12 protein-coding genes are annotated in these 19,917 nt (G+C 61.5%); 7 read left to right on the top strand and 5 right to left on the bottom strand.

Going from position 1 to position 19,917, the window contains the following annotated elements; genetic code table 11:
* Positions 1 to 197 precede the first annotated feature (197 nt).
* The 3 genes from ACFC06_RS25110 to ACFC06_RS25100 all read right to left on the bottom strand — a co-directional run bounded on the left by ACFC06_RS25110 (position 198) and on the right by ACFC06_RS25100 (position 1,396).
* The gene (locus ACFC06_RS25110) at positions 198 to 575 is read right to left on the bottom strand and encodes a hypothetical protein (protein ID WP_375936481.1); all 378 of its coding nucleotides are present in this window, start codon (positions 573 to 575) and stop codon (positions 198 to 200) included.
* A gap of 123 nt (positions 576 to 698) precedes the next feature.
* On the bottom strand, positions 699 to 1,184 hold the full coding sequence (locus tag ACFC06_RS25105; protein ID WP_375936478.1) for a hypothetical protein: 486 nt from the start codon (positions 1,182 to 1,184) through the stop codon (positions 699 to 701).
* A gap of 5 nt (positions 1,185 to 1,189) precedes the next feature.
* Positions 1,190 to 1,396, bottom strand: coding sequence for a hypothetical protein (locus ACFC06_RS25100; protein ID WP_375936475.1), 207 nt, complete (start codon positions 1,394 to 1,396; stop codon positions 1,190 to 1,192).
* Between the two features lie 105 nt (positions 1,397 to 1,501).
* Between ACFC06_RS25100 and ACFC06_RS25095 the strand changes: the two genes are divergently transcribed.
* A complete protein-coding gene (locus tag ACFC06_RS25095) occupies positions 1,502 to 2,011 on the top strand; it encodes an NUDIX domain-containing protein (RefSeq protein WP_375936473.1) in 510 nt (169 codons plus the stop codon).
* A gap of 26 nt (positions 2,012 to 2,037) precedes the next feature.
* On the opposite strand, the gene ACFC06_RS25090 is transcribed toward ACFC06_RS25095, so the two are convergent.
* Both ACFC06_RS25090 and ACFC06_RS25085 read right to left on the bottom strand, forming a co-directional pair.
* Entirely contained in the window at positions 2,038 to 2,820 is a 783-nt protein-coding gene (locus tag ACFC06_RS25090; protein ID WP_375936470.1) for an aldo/keto reductase, read from the bottom strand.
* On the bottom strand, positions 2,817 to 3,284 hold the full coding sequence (locus ACFC06_RS25085) for a hypothetical protein (protein WP_375936467.1): 468 nt from the start codon (positions 3,282 to 3,284) through the stop codon (positions 2,817 to 2,819). The genes ACFC06_RS25090 and ACFC06_RS25085 overlap by 4 nt, the downstream gene beginning before the upstream one ends.
* Positions 3,285 to 3,535: 251 nt before the next feature.
* Between ACFC06_RS25085 and ACFC06_RS25080 the strand changes: the two genes are divergently transcribed.
* The 6 genes from ACFC06_RS25080 to ACFC06_RS25055 all read left to right on the top strand — a co-directional run bounded on the left by ACFC06_RS25080 (position 3,536) and on the right by ACFC06_RS25055 (position 19,916).
* Complete coding sequence (locus ACFC06_RS25080) at positions 3,536 to 4,837, top strand: aminotransferase class III-fold pyridoxal phosphate-dependent enzyme (RefSeq protein WP_375936464.1); 1,302 nt, start codon at positions 3,536 to 3,538, stop codon at positions 4,835 to 4,837.
* A gap of 7 nt (positions 4,838 to 4,844) precedes the next feature.
* Positions 4,845 to 6,122, top strand: a complete 1,278-nt coding sequence (locus tag ACFC06_RS25075) for a thymidine phosphorylase (RefSeq protein WP_375936461.1) — start codon at positions 4,845 to 4,847, stop codon at positions 6,120 to 6,122.
* Between the two features lie 43 nt (positions 6,123 to 6,165).
* On the top strand, positions 6,166 to 6,729 hold the full coding sequence (locus ACFC06_RS25070; RefSeq protein WP_375936458.1) for a hypothetical protein: 564 nt from the start codon (positions 6,166 to 6,168) through the stop codon (positions 6,727 to 6,729).
* 51 nt (positions 6,730 to 6,780) lie between these two features.
* Positions 6,781 to 11,361: an AMP-binding protein gene (locus ACFC06_RS25065; protein WP_375936455.1), complete on the top strand. Its 4,581-nt coding sequence runs from the start codon at positions 6,781 to 6,783 to the stop codon at positions 11,359 to 11,361.
* Between the two features lie 329 nt (positions 11,362 to 11,690).
* Entirely contained in the window at positions 11,691 to 12,650 is a 960-nt protein-coding gene (locus ACFC06_RS25060; protein ID WP_375936453.1) for a hypothetical protein, read from the top strand.
* Positions 12,651 to 13,451: 801 nt separating this feature from the next.
* Entirely contained in the window at positions 13,452 to 19,916 is a 6,465-nt protein-coding gene (locus ACFC06_RS25055; RefSeq protein ID WP_375936450.1) for a PA14 domain-containing protein, read from the top strand.
* The last annotated feature ends 1 nt before the right edge of the window (position 19,917 follow it).

The following is a 19,917-nucleotide window of genomic DNA, read 5'->3' as shown; positions in this document are numbered from 1 at the left end:
CGTCCTGACCAAGGGGTGAGCATCACTCGCATCGGTTAGGCCACGGCCGTCGACGGCAAGGTGAATCTTGGTACTCAGCCCACCTCTGGACCGTCGTTCGGGCAGGTCACGCCAGGGTATTTCTTGGCGGCGTCCAGGTTGCCAGCGCTGTAGCAACTCGTCGCATCAGCTCGACCGGCGGCCTCTCGGTTCTGTGCTCAATCGGCAGCCCGCTCGGAATACGTTGGGGCAGCATGGCTTCTCCTGATGTCAGTTTCATGATCCCGTGTCCGCGGGGTGTTGGTGGTGCGGCGGTTGGAGGCGTCGAGCGTCACCAGTGCCGCGGCTTTTCGTTCACACAGCCACGGTGGGCACACCGCGTGTGCACGACTTTCCCGTTGAGCGGCCTCGGTCGTCAGCGACTCGCAGGGTGCGGAGTGGTCGAGTATGTCCAGCAGCGCGAAGTCGGCCGTCGGTTGCCCGCGCCTCCATCCCCGGTTGAGCCCGATGTCGCGGAATGAGCACGGAGTGAGATAGCAAACCAGCAGCCCGATCCCGATTGCCGTTCCGAGAACGAGCACGATGGCCCAGAACAAGATCAGCCTCCGTAGTGGGTAGTCGCCCACAGTCCGAACGGCACCGCGAGCCCGCCGGGATACGCACAGCCAGTCTTGCGGCCGGAGTGCCGAGAGCTTCCCGAATGGTCTCGGCTCGGGCTTCTATCTCTGCGGTGATCGGTCTTCCTGCTCCCACACACGCAGCGCCGCCGGACGACGCTGGCCGCGTTGAGGCTCGACCGGTCGGTCGGTGTCGAGGTGGTGATACAAGGGCGGAATGTGGGTGATCGGCCCACCGAACGAGTAGACGACACAGGAACTCGCGTCGCACACGCGGGCGTGTGCGAGCAGTTCGCGAGGAACCTCTCCATGCAGATGGAACAGCCCCGGCACTATCACCACGCCTACGCGATCGGCGGAGATCGCCGTGATCAGATCAGCGATCGGGTCGGCATCGGTCGGAGCGGAAGGAACTGTCCGGACGTATTCCCAGCCGGCCTGCTCGGCAGCACGGGCCAGCACGCCTTCGTCCCAGGCGACGCCTGCGCCCTGCCCGGGGTCGATGAGGTAGCCGAGGGCTCGCACCGTTTCCGACGTTCCGGTGTGAGCCTCGGGTAGCGCGTTGTCGGGATCGTGGGTTGATGGCATCGGAATCACTCCTGCATGCGGTGGCGGGCGGTGGCGGTGATGAAATCCTGGCGGCGGTATCCGGTTCGCTGGTCGGCGGGCAGGCGCGCGTCGCGGCGGCCGAGCTCGGCCGCAGCTCCGTAGGTGATGACCGCCAGGACCCCGGCGGGGGTGCGGCGGGGCATGATCCGCAGCTGGTCTCCGCGGCGGTAGAGCGTGGGGTTGGTGGTCATGAAAACTCCGGGATTGCGATATGCGTCGGGCGCATAGTCGAATTGGCGGTGATTGGCTTACGGTCGGGCGCGCGCTCAGTTCGGACGCTTCGGAGAGGGGTGGTTATGGCCGTGGCCGGCGTGGAGAGACACAAGGTGATCGGTGACGTGCATCTGTTGCTGACTGACGGTCAGGGGCGGGTGCTTTTCGGTCGGCGTGCTGGAACCGGGTACGCCGATGGCGCCTACCATCTGCCTTCTGGGCATCTCGAAGCCGAGGAGTCGGTGATCGACGCGCTGGTGAGGGAAGCCGCCGAGGAGATCGGTGTCCAGATCGAACCGGGTGACGTGGAGTTCGTGCACGTGATGCACAACTCCTCGTCAGGTGGACGGGTGGCGTTCTTTTTCCGGGTGAGGCGGTGGCGAGGTGAACCGACGAACCTCGAGCCGGACAAGTGCGACGCGCTCGAGTGGTTCGCACTCGATGCGCTGCCGACCGAGATGATCCCCTACTGCCGGGAGGCGTTGGGTCGCATCGCTTCCGGGGAAACCATCTCGCTCTACGGCTGGTTGGCGGTCACGGTGGGACGCCGCCTCTCTCGACGCCCACCGTTCCCTGCGCCCCGCCCCGAGTAGGTCTTGCCCCGCAGCGAGGAGACTGGTCATCGTGGGACACCGACGGCCACATTCTCCGCGAGGTGGGCGAGGTCGGCGGTGCCCGGAATCGGCAGAACAGCCGGGGACTGTTCGAGGAGCCATCGCAGCGCCACGCGTGGGGTGAGCGACAGGTTGCCCGCGCCGAGTGGGGCATACGGCACGAAAGCGAGCCCGTTCTGCTCGCAGTAGTCCAGCACTTCGCGGTCACCGTCACCGGCGAGGCAGAACTTGTTCTGCACCGCGGCGATCGGCGTGATCGTCTGCGCGGCCTGGATCTGGGCGACTGTCACCTTCGATAGTCCGATGTGGCGGATCTTGCCCTGTTCGCGTGCCAGTTCGAGCGCGCCGACCTGGTCTTCGAGAGGCACTTCGGTGTCGACGCGATGCAGGTAGTACAGGTCGATCGAGTCGAGATCGAGTCGGCGCAGGCTCATCTCGAGGCACTGCCGCAGATACGGTGGCCGACCCACCGGTGTCCATCGGTTCGGTCCCTGGCGGGTCAGGCCGCCCTTGGTCGCGATGACCACCTCTTCCCGGTAGGGATGGAGGGCCTTGCGGATCAGTGTTTCGGCGACGTCGGGCCCGTAGGCGTCCGCGGTGTCGATGTGGTTGACACCGAGCTCGACGGCCCGGCGCAGCACCTGGACGGCGTTGTCGATGTCGACCGGGTATCCCCAGTGGCCGGGGCCGGTGAGCTGCATGGTGCCGTACCCGATGCGGTGGACCGGTAGGTCACCGCCGATGCAGTAGGTGCCGCTGGTTGCGGCGGGCAGAGTCTCGATGCTCATGGGAGGGCTTCCTCGTCTCGTTCGACGCCGTCGAGGCGGCCTTGGATGAACGCCATCGTCTCGACGAGCGCTCGGTTGTGTCCGTCTGCGGGCAGGATGTCGTGGGCGATGCCGAGGCGGTCGTGCACCTTGGCGACGTGCCGGTCGGCCAGCGCCCGGAATGCCAGGTCGGTACCGCGCGGCTTGCTGCGATCGAGCGGGATCGTCGGATCGAGCACGGTGCGCAGCACCAGGTCGTAGTGGCGGGAGTGGTCGGCGACCATCTGCTCGAGCTGGCGCATGTTGGCCGGATCGGGCTGCTCGCCGCGGGATTCCAGCGCTGCTTCGTAGTAGCCCAGCGCGTCGGAGACCGGCCGGTCGATCAGCACCACGTCGGCATCTGCCCACGCCTGCGCCTCGAGCGACATCCCCCGCGCGATGAACCACAGCGTCGATGACCAGGTGTGTCGATCCAGGATCGGCAAGCCGTGAGCGACCGCTTCGGCACCGAGGTCCTGGACGACACCGACCTCGATCCGATCCCGGTGGAGACGGTCGGCCAGTTCCTGCAGGCCTCACTCGGGCATGGAGTGGTCGACAATTGATTCAACCCGAGCACCTGGAGAAATACAACTATCGAAAGAGCAATACCGTACTTGTTGCAGCAATCGAGTATCTGCTCGCACGCCGAGATGCTCCCGGTGCCATGCACGAAACAGTGGAAGGAATTGGATAGATGCGCAACGCGGGTGCTCTGCTGCGGTTCATCCGCCCATGGTCGAAGGTCGGCGAAGCAGCTCCAATTGTTCATCGCGCTCTCGGAAACACTGTCGAGCTACACGGTGATGGAACTACCAAATTTGACGGAAACTCGGGGGCGATGAGCAGCGTCCTCGGAGCTCAGAATGAGAAGGTAAGCGCAAGCATTGCCGATCAGCTCAACGTGCTCGCGTCATATGATGCGAGCACGTTCAGTAATCCGAACGCCGAGCGTCTCGCGCGCTCACTGATCGAGCGTACCGGGAGCTGGGGCGGCGCTGCCTACCTGGCGAACAGTGGGAGCGAGGCGAACGAGGCAGCGATCGGGATGGCGACTCAGATCCAGGAGGCCCGCGGGCGCGGCCACGTGCCGATCGCCGTGCTGAGTCACGGCTACCACGGCAGCACGTCGTTGCTTCGCCACTTGTCCATGGGCGGACAGTTCGCCCCCAAAGCACTCCGGCTGGGAGTCGAGGTCCGCTACATCGACTGTGCGCCGTGGATGTACACCGTTGACAACGACACGACCTACGCCCGTGCCTTCCGGCGGTCTGTGGCAGACGCGATCAGTGGCCGTTCCTACAGTGGTGAACCGGCAGGGATCGTGATAATCGAGCCGTGGCTCAACGTCGCGGGTGGGTACACGCTGCCGCAAGACACCCTTAGAACCGCTGAGGAGAGCTGCCGAGACCAGGGTGCGATCCTGATCGCCGACGAGGTCTTCACCGGATTCGGACGCAGGGGAGCGCTGTCCTGCGCGTTGGCCGACGGGATCGATCCTGACTTCATCACCCTCAGCAAGGGGCTGACCAACGGCACCGTGCCGCTAAGCGCCACCTTGACGAGTAGCTCGATCGCCGACGAGCTGGCGCTTCTTGCTCGAGTGTTCGCCGGACACACGATGTCGGGCAACGCACTCGCCGCCGAGGCCGCGATCGCTTCTCTGAGAGAGTTCGACGACAACGGCGTGTGGTCCCGTGTTGGTCGGGTCGCTCAGGTCGTTGCAGATGCCAGTGAGGCATTCACCGACCAGGGCGTCAGACACCACACTTTCGGCTCCTGCGTCTCGGTGCATTTGGACACCGACGACGATGCAGTCACATTGTCGCGTTTCTGTTCCGACCGGGGCGTGATCGTTCGAAGGCAGTCGAACTCGGTGATGTTGATTCCGGCGCTGACATCGGCCGACAGCGACCTGCTCGCGGCGATCGGGGTCATCGCGGCCGGCGCCGCCGAGATCGCAGGCAGCCGTGCAGTGTTCGCAGACGAGACGCGGTGAGGTGGCCGTGAAGGATCGAATCGTCGTCACGGCAATTGAGAAGATGTTCGACCAGCGACGGCTGTCCGATGACGACGTTCGCGGCTCGGTTGCCGGATTCATCGACGGGACCGTGTCGGACCTGACGATCGCGACATGGCTGGGTGCATTCGCGGCCCGCGACGTGGACTTCGATGAGGTGAAGTCACTCACGGATGCCTACATCGCGTCCGGGCGACAGATGGAATCGGGACCTCGTTCCGGACCCGTACCCGTCGATAAGCACAGCAGCGGCGGCGTCGGAGATAAAGTGTCGCTGACAGCGTTGCCCGTCATCTCTGCGATGGGGATCCCGGTGCTGAAGCTCAGCGGGGGAGCGCTCGGTTTGGCAGGGGGTACTGCCGACAAACTGGCCAGCATTCCAGGATTCAGAGTGCAACTGGGGCATTCCGAGCTCGAGAGTATCCTCGCCCGAAGCAACCTGGTCATCGGCAGCCAGACGGCGGATTTGTGTCCCGGTGACTCGGCCACCTACCGCGTGCGCGATCTGTGTGGCGCAGTCAAGTCTGCCGCCCTGATCGCGGCGAGCATCGTGTCGAAGAAGGTCGCCGCAGGATCCACCCGAGTCGTCTACCACATCAAATGGGGTGAGGCCGGGCTGGTGAGTGACGAAGCCTCCGCGCGGGGACTGGGTGAATTGATCGACGCTCTGTCACGCGCATACGGGATCAAATCGAAGATCGTCTACTCCGCAATATATTCGCCTGCGGGATACTGTGTCGGGAACCTGCTCGAGGTAATCGAGGCACGCCGATTTCTCGGCGGCCACTCGGCGCATCCCACACTGCGCGAAGAGGTCTATGCTGTTTGCCGGGCGTTGCTGGAGGTGGCATCATTCGATCCAGCAGATGCGGATCGCAAGATCACGACGGCAATTGAAAATGGCGACGCGGTTGCAACCTTCGACAGATGGCTGGTGGCACAGGGCGCAGACAAAGAATTTGTCGACGATCCGGAGCTCTACTTCTCATCGCTAGAGCCGGAGCGTCGGCCGGTGCACGCGAAAAGATCTGGGATTGTCGCACGCATCGATCCTCTGGGAATAGCCGAGATCGCGGCGACGCTGGGGTCCGCCAAGGAGGCGATCGATGATTGCATCGACCCGGTGGCTGGAATCGAGCTCAAAGTCGAAGTGGGGACCGAAGTGTCGGCGGGAGACGTCATCGCTACACTGTGGTCAGGTCAGCCCATCAGCGAACATCTGGAGTTGCTGTCATATAACTCTATCGTATTCGCTGCCGATTGAAAGCGGCCTCAGGGACGGGCCCGTCGAAAAGTGAAAGGAAGTAATGAATCAAATAGCTGGTTCAGATACTGCGACCACTGAATCCACTACCGTGGTGTGGCTGAACGGTGCGTTCGGCGCCGGGAAGACTACCGTTTCCAGGAGGCTTGCGGCCACTTTTACGGACTCGGTCACGGTTGATCCTGAGGAAGTGGGATCCATTCTGCGGTCCTGTCTGCAGAGAATTTCCGCCCGAAGAGATTTTCAGGAATGGGGTGCATGGCGACGTGTATCGGTGGAGCTCATCGCTTCTATCGCCACTGAGGTTCCCGGCTCCTTGATCGTGGTCCCTCAGACCATTCTGGTCGAGGAATACTGGGACGAGATCAGCAACGGACTCTCATCGAGGGTTCGGCTGCTCCCGATTTCCCTGCACGTCGAACCGGATGTGCACAGCCAGCGGGTCCACGCGGATCAGGAAGAGCGGGATGCACTTCGATGGCGCCTGCACCGATACAGCGATTATCAGCAGGCCGACTGGATCTCGCGTCGTTTCAACGTTGTCGACAACAATATGGAGAGTATCGAACTAACTGTGGACTCAGTGGCAAAGCTGATACGAGGCTGAGGTATCGACTGTCGATCTGCTGACAACGGTGTTGAAGGGGGAGTTTGGCTCATGAGCAAGTCGGTATTTCGACTAACCGCAGCACAGGAAGCAATTTGGAATGCGATTCAGCTTTCGGATGATCCTGGTGTGTGGGTGGTTTGCGAACTGTCAATCTACGAGGCAAGCGCCTCAAGTGTCGCCGAGGCAGCGAGACGGGTGGTCGGTCAAGTACCGATCCTGTATACGCGAGTCCACCATGGCGAGGGTGAACATGCGGGGCGGATCGTCCAGACCCGAACGCACGACCCGTCGGATAGTGTCGTTCTCGTGTCGGATGTCGACATTGGCTCGACATCCGACGCGATCGACGCGGCGAGAACACTGCTGGGCCACAATGCGCCCTCCATGGCTATAACCATCGACGTTCCCCTCTTCTCGATTGCGGTTATTCCTCTCGGCGCGGACAAAGCGGCCTGCGTCCAGATGTACAACCATATTGTTATCGACGGTTTCGGCGCGAGTCTGATTCAGGATCGGATCGAACGGGAGCTCGCGCGCGGGTATGCTCCCGATCGTGTCCTCCCGTACGATCCGTACGATCCGGACCAGAATGTTCCCGACGAACTCGTTTCCGAGGAGAACTATCGATCCTCGGAGAACTATGACCGCGACTGGGAGTTTTGGCGGAACACCCTCGATGTAGAGGTCGAGAACCCCTACGGGGGCGGTCGGAAAGTTCAGCTTGGTGATCTTTCGGATTCGCACATCCTCGACCAGTCGGTCATGGATTCGCTGACACTGACGGCGAAAAAGGTAGGCTGCCATCGGATTGAGGTTCTGACCGGACTCTACGTGGGGTTCGTCGCTTATCGTCTGGGCATCGATAGAGTGACCTTCGCAATGCCGTTCAGCAACCGCGTGAGGTTTCCGACACTCGCAGCCGTGCCGTGCATGCTGGTGAATGTTCTACCGATCCAGATCGCCACTGACGAAGGGACCGACACACTCTACGACCTTGCAACCCGGACCGCCACGGTACTCCGCGAGGTCGGCAAGCACTCGAGGTTCCGAGGAGAGGAACTCGTTGCACGAGTGGACGGTGCCGACGGACGGCTGCTGGCGGGTATCGGGATCAACATCAGGACCTTCTTCGGCTCGACGTCGAGCGCCGATCGCGTGTCGATCGCGACCGGTCCGCGGGAGCCCGGTGGACTGCAGATCGATCTCGGACCTGCTGGTGAACTGACCTTGACCCTGCCGCGTGTCATTGGTCACGAGCCTGGCGAGCCGATCCTGGCCCTGGATGACTTCGTGTCGTTCTGCCGAAACTGGCTGGCATCTCCCGATCTCGCTTTGCGTGAGGTTCCGCTCTACGCTGCAGCGCAGTGGGAAGCCATCGGGGGTCCCCGCGCGGCAGCACGTATTTCCCTCGACTGCATACTGCGTGGTGACCTGATCGAGCGAATGCCGCAGGCACCGACAGTTACGGCTCATGAAGAGTCGGGTGCAGTCCGATCGTTTCTGAGCACTGACTTGTTCGCACACGTCCGGTCCAGGCGCAGCTACCTCGAGTCGGTGATCGACGACTGCGAGCTGACAGCTGTTGTCGCCGGCCGCGGGCTCGAAACTCTGGTCACCATTCTGGCCATGCTCCAGGCGCGACGTCCCTTCACTCTGATCGACCAAGCGCATCCGCCGGCACGGATCCGACAGATTCTCGAGTTGGCAACACCGAAGTACATCGTCCGCACGGACTCAGCAACGAAACTCCCCGTGCCTGCAGACAGCGTCGGCGGCGAGGGGCGAGATGGTTTCGTCGAGGTGTTCACCGTGGGAGACACCGATCCGCGGCCAGTTGTGCCGAATGAGCACACCATCGACTGGGCTGACACTGCGTACGTCATTTTCACCTCCGGAAGCACCGGCGTGCCCAAGGGCGTGGCGGTGAGTCGCAGCGCGCTCGAGCGGTTCCTGAGCACACAGATTTCCACCCTCCACAACCCCGGATTCTGTGATACAAGGCGCGGCGCGGCACCGCGCCGCGCCGCGATCACCGCATCGTTCGGATTCGACGCGTTCTATGAGCAGCTGTGTTTTCTGCTCGTGGGCTACGACACCCACGTCTATTCCGAAGCGCAGCGGCGAGACCCCGAGGAATTGGCGTTCCGCCTGGCTGCCGATCAAATCGAGATCATCGACCTCACGCCGTCTCATGCGCAGGCGCTGCTGACTGCGGGACTGTGGTCAGACACCCAGCCCGGTCCAACCACAGTATTGCTCGGTGGCGAAACCGTTCCCCTGTCGCTGTGGCAGCAACTCCGGCGGCATACCGACGTTCTCGCGAACACCTATGGTCCCACCGAAAACACGGTCGACACCGCAATCTTCTATGAATTCCCAGCTGCGGCTGCGCAGACACCAGCGGGTCGGGACATCGGGGTGTCTGCACCGATCGGAAGACTTCTGCCAGGGGTTGCCGGACTGGTCGTCAATGCGCTCGGTATTCCGGTCCGGCCGGGCGACGTCGGTGAACTGGTTGTCTACGGAGACCAACTGATGACGGGTTACCTCTCGGGCGGTCGCACCATCGACCCGACACTGCGGCAGCTCGTCAACGAAGTGGGCGCCCTCGCGGCCTATGCCACCGGCGATCTGGTTTGGATCGATGACGTCCACGGGCTGGTGTTCGCAAGCCGCAACGACCGGCAGGTCCAGATCCGCGGGAACAGAGTTGACCTCGCCGAGGTGGAGAAATCCCTGTTGGCCCTGGCGTGCATCCAGCATTGTGCGGCCCGTGTGTCCATGGACGGCAGGCTAGAAGCCGTGGTGGTCCTGGTCGCTGATAACTCTTCTGATATCTCAGAAATACGGAGGCAACTCGGCCAACATGTTCCTGCGAGCCACGTACCCGCCCGACTGACGGCGGTGGACTCGCTCGAATACAACGTCAACGGCAAGGTCGACTGGGATGCGGTCTGGTCGCAGGTGGCGATTCACCCAGCACAGCCTGATGCTCTCGACGCTTCACTGTCCGATGACTTCGTCGTCGGTCCCGGCCACGAGGTTCTGGCCGAGACCGTGCGAGAGGTTCTGGCCGACCATGTCCCGGGGTCCCTCCTGGCGGCGAGCTTTCTCGAGCTCGGAGGCGACAGCCTGTCGACTATCGACGTCGTTGCCCGGATGCACGTCCGGGGCTGGCGGGTGGCAGCAGCAGACCTCCGCGCCAGTACACGCCTGATCGATGTCACAGTGACGCATCTCGGAGTGGATCCGAACGCTCGTTACGACCGCGACCAGGGGCTAGGGATCAGCGAAGTTGATTGGATAGCGGACGGCGCTGAGCTGTCTGTCGAGCTTCCACCGATCGCGATCGCGGCGTGGGAGGCGGCCGGGCGAGACCTAGGGAAACTCCTTCGGTTCTGCTACTCGCAGGTCTACTCGATTCAGGCCAGCCCCGGCGAGGTTAGGCGCCGACTCGCTGCGCTGTGCTATGCACATCCGCTCCTGGCCGCCAAGTTGGTGTCCCCGGACGAGTCAGACATCGACGCCGTCCCCACTCTGACGTTCACAGTGACCGCGGAGGACTCGCGCGCAGATGAGTCCGCGCTGCGCGTCCTGGAGTTCCCGGTCGGGACCGCAACCGATTCCGTTCTCGAGGAAGTCTGGGCACGGGAGAACTCCGAGCGTGAAGTGTTCGCCGCCGGTGTCGTGCCGCGACCGGACGGCGGAGCCGATGTCGTGCTCGTTGTATCGCATCTGGTCATGGACCCGGTGTCCTGGCGAATCGTCGAGAGGGCGGTTATGGCAGGTGAGGGGCCGTCCACCAGCACCGGCGCGCTTGTGCGCGAGATCGATTGGTACGCACATTCGCAGGCATTGGACCAGGCGTTCGGTCGAAGCCGGCACGGCGGGGCGTATACACGCGCAGAACATGAGCCACACGGGCACTTCGTGCACACAAGCCATCGATTGGACTTCGAGAACGGCCTCGTGTTCGTCGCGAATAGTGGGTACGCCGACCTGCTCGGCGGTGACTTGCTCGACATCGTCGTGGTTGCTGTGGTTCGCGCGATGGAGAGCCGACCATCCGGCGTCGAGCAATTCCTGCCCACCGGCGAAATCCTGCTCGAAGGTCACGGCAGGGCGGGGATTCCCAGTCTAGGGCTTCCCGACGAGACCGGAATCGGCTGGTACGCAGTCGAGTGGCCGGTCGCAGTAGGTGGGATCACCTCAGTGGCTCCAACGCCCTGGGACCTGAACGCGTGGCATTCCTCGATATCTGGCATCAAGATTCGTCGGGCGTCTACACCTATCGAGAAGAGGGTGGAGTGGGGCTATCGTCTCGGCGAAACGACGGGTGAACTGAACAGACCGCGGGTTCTGCTGAATTTCCTCGGAGTGCAAGGATCCCAAGGCCAGACCGCGCCAGCGCTACCCCGTGTGCTGGGCGAGGACAGCGTGACAAACGATTGCATCACCTTCAATTGCTGGTTCGAGAAAGTCGGCCAGCGTGCCTCGTTCCGGATCGATGTCACCGCGTGTGAGTGCCACGCTGGAGCCGACCCCGATTGGCTCCTCGGAGCAATCCAGGAAAGTCTGACAGAACTCTCGGAAATGGTATCCCAATTCGATCGCGAGTTTGCTCTATGAGCACCGTAAATGCCGAATGTGTCGACGTGTACAAGGAAGTGAGAGCCGGTGTCGATTCTGGCTCGAGTCAAATCGGACAAGGGCGATGCTTGGTCGATCCCAGCGAGGACTCGCTCCTTATGCTCGGACAATGCCTGGGCGAGGAGTGGTACCGATCCAGACTGGTCGACTATAGTGGTGCCTGGCAAGATCAGGAGCGGGCGGTGGTTGCACACGCTCTCTCCAGGATGTGGAATGTAGAAGTCGCACCTTCGAACGTCCGATTCACTGAGGGAGCGACCGAGGCGGTTAGTCTTGTCACCGAGTTTCTCGCTGCGAACGGATTCAGTGTGGCGCTGCCGCTCCCATCCTATTACATCTTCGAGCAATCGCGTGCCGTGAACGGTATGCCAGTTGCTCTCTATTATAATGAAAATGGGAACACCTTTCCGGTCCCCGACGAGACACCGGAACCCATCGCCTTGGTCTCGGTAATGCCGAACGGCGTCTCGGGGAGAATGTTCCATGAGCCGGACATCGATCCTGGATACCTGTTTTTCGACACCGCGTTCCAGATTGGCCATCGATCTCACGGTCTACCGTTGAGGGCCCTCGGTGAGAAGCTTCGAAATGCGAACCTTGAGCGTTGTGTGGTGACATTCACGGCAAGCAAGGATTTATCACTACCCGGCCTGAGGCCAGGAGTCGTCGTTTCCTGGGACGATCGACTCATCGAGAGCATCGACCAAAGCCGATTCGCGCGATCCTACTGCCTCAATCCGTATGGGTCGCTCGTATCGACCTCGTATGTGCTCGCAATCGGGGACTACAGCCGAGACGCCGGCGAGGAGGACGCCTTCGCCGATGTCGGCTGGGTCGGTGCTCATGTAGGAGCCGACGCAGGACACGCAATTTCCTCCCTCGCGGAATCGATGATCGCGCATTTTGGCACCTTGATGGGCAGACTGGCATCGGGCTGGGAGGTGATCGAGCAATCGTGGATCGCAGGCGAGTGCGATCTGACGAAGATCGAGCCCCATGCCGGATACTCCGCCCATGTGCCCGTCGGCCGAACGATTGGCTACGAGAATCTCGTCGCCGCTTGCAACAGCATTGGCCGCAATTTTCGGCTGAAGCTGAACCCGACCCTGATGTTCGGCGGAAGCGAGGCCGCCTGGAACGGACTCTATCCGTGTGGGGCCGGAGTCCGGGTCAACATCTCCGAGTCTCCTGCCTGCCTCGAACGAGCGCTCCGAACCGCGAAGGCCGGCTTGGATTCGATGTCCGGGGGAGGGAAACGCTGTGCCTAAGTATCCGATCGTGGCAGAGTCGTTGGCTACCGTTTCCAGATTCGACTGGGCATCGAACAACGTCCACGCGGACACGCTCTTCGATGCTGTCGCATCCGCCGGTATCGATGCAACCGACTCGGCGCTGGTCTACAACGCGATCGACATCGAAGCATCTGTCCGACGGTACCGTGAAGCGGTAGGGGAGCACGGCGTCGGATTCGCTGTCAAGGCGAACCGCACGCAATCGGTCCTCAGGCACATGGCGACGGTTGTCGACTTTGCCTCTGTTTCGAGTGTCGCCGAACACGCCTCTGCAGCTGGCAAGGATGGGTCGGGTCCTCGGGACCCGCGAGTGTGGCGGAGTCCCTAACATGTGATGTGGGTGTTTTGAACCGTCGGCATGGTCAGTTCGACGGCATGGTGAACGCGGAGGTTTCAGTGGCAGAGTGATGTCTACTGAGAGATTTCGGGGCGGGGCAATATCGAGGCCGTTCTGTCGATTTGTTGGGGCCTGTTGAGAGTGATCGTCATCAACTGGCGCAACCCGACGAATGACACGTGGGTGGGTGTGCTATCGCCGCAGGTTTGGCATTATTCCCTTGCGCAGCCGAAGGTCCCAGGCTCGACGAAGGGTGCGACCTGCAAGATTGAATGGTGATGTCCGGGTCCTCGAGGCGAAAGGGTCGCCCGAGTGACCCGGACATAGCCATAGCGCACGTGCTGCACGATCTTCGGTTCGCTTCCTGGAAATCTTTCAGCTGTTGATGTTCATAGTGTTGAAATGCCCCGATGTTCGGGGCTTTTCGTGTGTGGAGTGTGATGAGTATTCGTCAACGGCACAGCGCGCTAGCGCGCTGGCTGCCTGTTCTATGGATATTCCGCCGCGCCGTAGCGTGGTCGGTGATATTGGTAATGTTGTTCATCGCGGCAGTGACCCAAGTCGTGGCCGCCCCACAGGCCGCTGCGGCACCCAAGGGCAAAGACCCGCGGACGATGCCGCTGATGCTGTCGAAAGCGAAGTCGAAACCGGAAAAGCAGCCTCCGGCGCAGGAAGCCGACTTCACGCCGCTGCTGGCCGGTGGCGACAAGCCCTCGGGCAAGAGTTCTTTCGATCCGAAGACATCGAAAGAAACCGGACGTAGCGAGAACTCGATCGAGTTCACCAACGCCAACGGCACCAAGACCCTGGTCCTGTCCGAGGATCCACTGGCAGTCCCTGACGGCAAGGGCGGGTGGGCCCCGGTCGATACCCGCCTGGTCGACAAGAAAGACTCCAAGAAAGTCGGCCCGGTGCGGACCGATGCAGCGGTCGAGTTGGCGGAGTTCGCCAACGATCCTGCGTTGTTCAAGGTGAGCCAAGGTGGCGTCCCGGTGACGTTGAAGCTCGACGGCGCCGGCAAATCCGGCCGCAAGGTCGACGGTTCGAAAGCCACCTACTCCAACGCTTTGCCGAACACCGACGTCACCTACGAGGTGACCGCGGACTCGGTGAAGGAATCGATTATCCTCAAGAACAAGTCGGCAGTCGGTGAAGGTCGATGGGTGTTCACCCTCGACACCGGCGACCTGACCCCGAAGGTCGACGGCAAGGTCGTCAAGATCACCGACAAGTCTGGCAAACTCGTCGCGGCGCTGCCGCCGATCGAGGTCTGGGACTCCGCCGGCAACCTGAGCGACACAAAAGTCAAAGACAAAGACCGCAAGGGCCCGGCCACTACTGGCGGCTCCTACGAGGTCAAACGTGCCGGGGATGCCTGGCAGTTGACGGTGTCGGTGGACAAGAAGTGGCTCACCGACAAGGCCCGCAAGTTCCCTATCGTGGTCGACCCGACCTACACGTGGGGTTTCGGGCAGCAGTCTGAAGCGGTCACCTACAACCAGGGCGGTGTGCCCTGCAGTTTCAGCTGCGGCATCCGCACCGGCAATGCCCGTAACGTGATCGGCCAGAACGCCTTCTGGCGCACGGCCCTGCGCTACGACCTGACCCCTTTGGCGGGCAAGACGGTGACCTCGGCGCGGATGGATCTGAAGTTGGCCTCGACCGCAGCCGAGCAGAAGGCTGCTTCGGAGGTGAAGCTGTTCCGGGCCACGACCCCGTTGGGTTACAACGCGCGCGGGGCCGAACTGGCTGCGGCCAATATCGGCGAGAATGGGTCGCTGACTTCCCAGGCGCTGGTCACTGCGGTCGGTGACCAGGTGGGTGCGACGGACAAAAACCTGTGGTTGATGCTCGGCGGCACCGAGACCAACATCTACTCCTACAAGCAGTTGCAAGCCGCATTGGTCGTGGACTACACCGACGGTGGCGGTACCACGCCTCCGCCGGCCGGTCCGCAGGTCAACCCTGTCAGTCCTGTCGAGGACGCGGTTGTCGCGACCGATATGCCGACCCTGGAGGTCAGCGCGGGCCCGTCGGGCACAAAGTACTGCTTCAAGATCTCTACCGGGTTCGACGGCCGCTCCGGCAGCGTCGTCGACTCAGGCTGTCTCTCCACTCCGAAGTGGACGATCCCGAAGAACGTGCTCGCCGACGGAGCCCGCTACACCTGGACGGTTGCCACGGTGCCTTCGGGCGGGTCATCGCCCTCGCCGCAGAACTGGGTCCGACACTTCACACTCGACAAAAGGATCGGCGTGCCAGGCCCGGCACCGACGGATGAATTCGGGCCGGTGACCGTCAACCTCTTCAACGGCAACGCGATGACGTCGGCTTCCGGACCGGCATTCGAATCATTGGGCGGCAAGGCAGGGGTGACCTTTGCCTACAACTCGCGCCAGGGCGGTGACGGTCACGGTGTTAGGGCTTCGTATTTCAATGATGCCAACCATGACGGTGTCGCCGATGCGACGCCCGTCTTGGTTCGTGGCGAAGCACAGGTGAACCTGGACTGGGGCAATGTCTGGAGCAACGTATCGGAGAACCTTCCATGGAAGGAAGACCCGATGCCAGCTGCGCTGGACAAAGAATGGTTCGTCATCCGCTGGGAAGGTCACTTCCAGGCGCCGGTGAGCGGCGATTTCAGCTTTGCGGGTAGTCACGCTGATGGCGCGAAGATCTGGGTTGACAACGCCGTGGCTTATGAAAGCCAGAACGCCACGGCGGTCGGGTCGGCGTTTACGACGGTGGGCCCCAAGAAGGCTACTGACGTGTCGTTGGTTGCTGGGCAGCGGGTTCCGATCAAGGTCGAGCTGTACCACCGCACGACAGCGAAGCCTCAGATGGTGTTGTGGGCCAAGAGCACTACCGGCACCACCTCGCGCACGCACAATTGGAGCCCGCGGATCGTCACGACCGACCAACTGTATGCGCAGGATCCGTCCCCGCTTCCGAGCGGATGGACCCTCGGCCTGATGGGCAGCGAATTCGTCACCGCGGAGATGCTTGACGGATCTGTCGTGCTCACCGACGCAGCTGGCGGCAAACATGGATGGTCCAAAGAATCGGCAGGTGGCTATGCCCCGCCCGCGGGTGAAGACGGCATCCTCGCAGTCGATGGCGGTGGCCGCGTGTCGGTCACGAAAAACGGTGTCGTGTCGATCTTCAACGTCGATGGCACACTGGCTGCGGTCTCGAATGTCGTAGACAGCAAGAAACCTGCGTCGCTGCAGTACCTGTATTCTGGCAATCCTGCGCGGTTGACTCAGATCAAAGACCCAGTGACGGGGCGGACGCACGCGCTGCACTACAACACCGACAACAGCAACAACTGCTACGGCGGTGCATCGGGGCCGACAGGATCACACCACGCGCCAGCGCAGAAGCTTTGCAGAATCAAGTACTGGGATGGCACAGAAACCCGTCTATGGTACATGGTCGGGGCACTGGCTCGGATCGAGAACCCGGGCTCGGAGATCTGGGATTATAGCTACCTGAACCTCGAAGCAGCAAAGCAGACTTACGACCAAGCCGGTAGCAATACCGAGAAGAAGCTGCAGGCAATCAACAGTGTCGGCGAGCTGAACGAAATCCGGGAGCCTCTCGCCGTCGACCTCCGTGCGATCGGCGCGATCGTACCCGGTTACGAACGAACGACCGTCGAATACGATGCGTTCTACGACGACAACTCGGGTACAAGACCGCCACATTCGCGAGCGATCAGCGTCACCGCACCAACGCATCATGGCCGCGATATGGCCGCACGGGCTGCGCATTTATATCGCTACGAAATCGCCAACAAGAAGGCAGTCATCGATGTATCCGGTCTCGACACCTACGGCGACCGTACTTTTATCTGGGACGACGCCGGTCGAAGAATCACAGAGACCAACGCTGTTGGAGACACGACCCGCTCGGAGTGGAACGCCAAAGATGATCCCACTGCGACAGTCGATGCGGCCGGTCGCCGTACGACGATTGTATACGACCATGCAGACAGGCCTACCGATATTTTTGGGCCAGCCCCTACTGAGTGCTTCAACGGTCAGCTACCGAAACCCGAATGCGCACCTGCGATGCCGCACGACCGGAGAGCATACGACGAGAACATTGTCGGTCTCGAAGCTGCGTTCTACGACAACCCCTTCTTGGCAGGCGTTCCACAGGAATGGCACACCGGCGTCGGCACCGCCGACGGCACGCTGACAGGAAACTGGGGAACCAGCCCGCCAGTCGCCAACACCGCCGGATGGTCCGCCAGATTCACCGGAGAGATCAAGTTCCCGGCAGCAGGTGAATACACTCTCGGATTCACCGCTGTCGACGGCGTCAGACTGTGGATCGATGACGTCCTGACCGTTGATAGCTGGTCAGACAAGCCCGCCACGAACATCAGCGGCACACACACTAATGCCACGGCCGAGACGTGGCATCGGGTTCGAATCGACTACTACAACCGGTCCGGCAGCAGCGGTGCCCTGTCGTTCACTTGGACTGAGCCCGGCAGCGGCGCGGCGGTCACTGTGCCTGGCAACAAGTTGGCACCGCGCTATGGGTTGGAAACCACCAAGGCGACATTCAGCTCGTCGGGAGGAGCGGAGCGCGCGCCGTCAAAGGTGGAGACCACCAGCTACTCCGACGAAGCTCGCGATATCGATGCTGTGTTCGGTTTGGTGACCTCGAAGTCTGTCGACCCGAGCGGAGTTAACCTTACAGAACGGTACTTGTACGAACAGCCTGGTCAAGGCTTCTTGCGGCAACTTGCGTCAGCGCTTCCCGCAGGCGACCCCTCCGATCCCGACAAACGAGGGACATCGACCTACTACGGTGACAACGAAACACGCGCGAATCCCTGTGAATCCGAATCCGCTGCAGTGAGTCAAGGCGGCCGCGCGAAGATTGTGCGCGGCGCGAAAGACTCGGCCGGTGTATACAGCACGATCGAAACAGTGTATGACAGCGTAGGGCGCGTCGTGGCGACACGGGTCAATACAGAGCCATGGGCCTGTGCCAGATACGATGCCCGGGGTCGAATCTCCACCAGGGCCTACCCCGCTATCGGTGATCAACCGGCCCGCTCCGTTAGCTACGATTACTCAGTCGGTGGTGACCCGTCTAAGCAGAGGTCCAGCGATTCTAGCGGCTCGACAACTGCAAAGGTTGACCTGCTCGGCCGGGTGATCGAATACACCGATATCTCCGGTGTCACGACCGTCTTCGCCTACGATCTGGCAGGGAGAAAGACCAGCGAGACGAGCACCATCAAAGGCACCACGTCTCGTCTGAATTTCCGCTGGAACGATGCGTCACAGCTGATCAGAACAGAACTGGACGGAACTTCGATTGCTGTACCCTCTTACCAGGTAGGAGAGCTCCGCACAGTTTCGTACGGAAACGGAACCAACCTCCAGATCAATCGCAACGACGCGTCTTCCGTGTCAGCGCTTACCTGGCAGGTTCCGGGTTCGTCGGTGACAAGTTCTGCCACTCGGTCGCAGGACCAGCGCATTATTGATGAGCAGATCTCCGATTCCACGGTCGCGGAACCTTACCGCTCTTCCTATACCTACGATTCCGTAGGACGCCTCGTCTCGGCATCGGTGCCGCATCACATGCTTACGTATTCGTTCGAGGCCGACAACGGGTGCGGCCCGAATCAGAGGGCTGGGCTGAATACAAACCGCACGGCATCGACGGACAGCTACAACGGCGGACCTGCCGCAACGACACGATACTGCTATGACCACGCCGATCGATTGATATCGACAACTGGCGCGACCACCTTGTCACTTGAATACGACGGCTACGGAAATTCCGTGCAGGTCGGTACTGACACGCTCGGATACGACTCGACACTACGGCACGTGACCACCAAAACGGCGGATGGCCGCAGCGTTACCTACACCCGAGACGTCGATGACCGCATTGCTGTACGAACGGTCACTGGCGGTGGAGAACCTGACAAGGTGACTCGTTATGGGTTCACCTCCGATACGAGCGGTCCGGAGTTCATTCTTGATAGCGCAGGAAACTTGCGCCAAAGGGTGGTGAAGCTATCCGGTGGAGTAGTTTTCACGAAGAATTACGCTCCGAACTCCGCGAGCAACTGGGCGTACCCAAATATTCACGGAGACATTCTGTTTACCGCCGACTCAGCTGGCGCTCGGACGGGATCAATCCACCTGTATGACCCCTTCGGCCAGAACATTGATCCGGTATCAGGAGTATTTGGAAAGATTCCGATCCCGGCAACAGCTGAGGGCGGCATGGACTTCGGCTGGTTGGGCGAACACACGGTGCCAGTTGAACATCTCGGAGGCCAGCAAGTGCTTGAGATGGGCTCCCGCACCTACATGCCGGCATTGGGGCGATTCCTCCAAGTTGATCCAGTCTCGGGCGGATCAGCCAATGCCTACGATTATGCAAACGCTGATCCCGTCAATTCCTTCGATCTATCGGGAGATAAACCGGGCGGCGGTAAACCGGGCGGCGGTAAACCGGGCGGCGACGACACGAACAAGGGTAAAGAAACACCGAAAGCCGATCCGAAAGCGGGCAAGGTTGAACCAACGCCGTCGAAATCACCGAGTCCATCCGAGCTAGACTGGCCGACACCGACGCCCTCGGATTGCCATAATGCGGCCAAGCAGATTCATGCTCAGATCGGTGGCGGCGTCTATCGTGTCGAATCCGTTCTTCCGGGCGCGCAATCGACCGGGCCTTCCATCCACTCCTACAACCGAAATGGTGAGTGGACACATCACTACGTCGTGATCAAGGAAGATGACGAAGGAAATCCGGTAGTCTACGATGCGTTTACAGGACCGGCGGGAATGCGGTTTGAGGACTACATCGCCCAGTGGGGTGAATATGGCGAATATCTAACATTTCAGTTGGAGGAGGAGTGAC

The sequence above is a fragment of the Nocardia sp. NPDC056064 genome (assembly GCF_042266925.1).
Taxonomy (GTDB): Bacteria; Actinomycetota; Actinomycetes; order Mycobacteriales; family Mycobacteriaceae; genus Nocardia.
The sequence above is the reverse complement of the archived record's forward strand: the minus strand, read 5'-3'. Positions and strand labels throughout refer to the sequence as shown.